Here is a 747-nt window from a genome sequence, read left to right as displayed (position 1 = left end):
GCATGGCTGTCGTCCACGCCCTCCGGCAGGTCGTCGACAACGTTCACGTCGAGGCTGCCCGTGGCGGTGGTGCCGTTGTCGTCGACCACGGTCACGGCGAACTGCTCAGGCAAAGTGTTGGCGCCGTTGGCGGTCGGGTGCGCTTCGTTGTCGTTGAGGGTGTAGCTGTAGCTGATCACGCCAGTGGCGGCGTTGAACCCGGTGATGGTCAGGGTACTGCCCAGCGCGGTGGTGATCGATTGCGGCAAGCCGGTGGCCACGCCACCGCTGACCACGGCGATACCGCCGACGCTCAGGCTCGTCACGCCATCCAGCGCACTGACGGTGAAGGTGCCGTTTTGGGTCAGCGCCGTACCATCCGGTGCGCTGCCATCGCTGAGGTTTTTCTCGAAGACGGTGAGTTCGCCACCGTCAACACTCAATCCGCCAATCGAGGTCGAGTCATCGTTGTTGTGGATCTGCAGCACCAGGTTCGCGGTGCTGCTGTCGCCGTCCGCATCGGTGAGGGTGTAGCTGAAGGTCTCGGTACTGTCGCCACCGCCGTGCAGGGCCTTGAAATCGGCATCGCTGGCGTTGAGGGTGTAGGTGTAGCTGCCGTTGGCATTCAGCACCAGGGTGCCGTAGGTCCCGGTGAAGGTCCCGGGGGTGATCGGCCCGGCGTTTTCCCCGAGCGTTACGCGGTCAGCGCCTTGCACATCGTTGCTCAACACATTGCCGCTGAGGGTCAGCAGGGTTTCCGAGGCTGTC

The 747-nt window shown here is 64.0% G+C and carries 1 protein-coding gene; it reads right to left on the bottom strand.

Translation table 11 applies throughout. From position 1 onward, the window contains the following. The coding region (locus KW849_RS30980; protein WP_218433897.1) for a VCBS domain-containing protein at positions 1-747 on the bottom strand (747 nt) is incomplete at both ends.

The organism is Pseudomonas sp. PDM26 (genome assembly GCF_019219185.1).
Lineage (GTDB): Bacteria > Pseudomonadota > Gammaproteobacteria > Pseudomonadales > Pseudomonadaceae > Aquipseudomonas.
This window is presented reverse-complemented; position numbering and strand designations above follow the sequence as displayed.